Source organism: Vibrio sp. 1727, from assembly GCF_033344415.1.
GTDB classification, from domain to species: domain Bacteria; phylum Pseudomonadota; class Gammaproteobacteria; order Enterobacterales; family Vibrionaceae; genus Vibrio; species Vibrio alginolyticus.
The window spans coordinates 1-541 of record NZ_JAWPOT010000586.1 but is presented as its reverse complement, the minus strand read 5'-3'; the positions used below and the strand labels follow the sequence as shown (position 1 = coordinate 541).

The 541-nt window shown below is 41.8% G+C and carries 1 protein-coding gene; it reads right to left on the bottom strand.

Annotated features, from left to right (window positions below):
- On the bottom strand, positions 1–195 hold a 195-nt coding region (locus tag R8O10_RS27075; RefSeq protein WP_318192207.1), incomplete at its 3' end, for a trimeric intracellular cation channel family protein.
- Between the last annotated feature and the right edge of the window lie 346 nt (positions 196–541).

Below are 541 nucleotides of genomic sequence, written 5' to 3'. Positions count from 1 at the left end.
CAGAAATTCAGGATTCTTGACCCAACCAAGAGGATAGTGGCCCAATAAAATGTCACGCACTGTGCCGCCGCCAATGGCTGTCGCACTCGCTACCAACATAACGCCAAACCAGTCCATTTTTCTTCTACCAGCGCTTAACGCACCTGTCATGGCTTCAGCCGTGATACCAATGATATACAACACACTTAGCAACATAGGGGAACACTCAAAGTAAAAAGTTACCGTTTATCCATTACAAAATGGTTAGGGCAGTAACAACACTTACAAACGGCTTAATCAGTCTTAAAAAGTGATTAAAACCAGCAACATGCTCATAATCAAACTGCTTGAAAAACAGCAATTTGAGTGGCACCAAAATAAGGCGAGAGTGTATTAGTAAATGAGTACGCTGACGAATGAGAAATTGTATTGAGAAAGGTCGGTTCAGATAAATTCAACTAATAACCAAAACTGTGGGATGCCTTTACCTTATTTGCAAAAACAGCGACAATGCGCAGCGCATGTCAATTTGAAGTACAGACTCGACGATGACCCACGAATA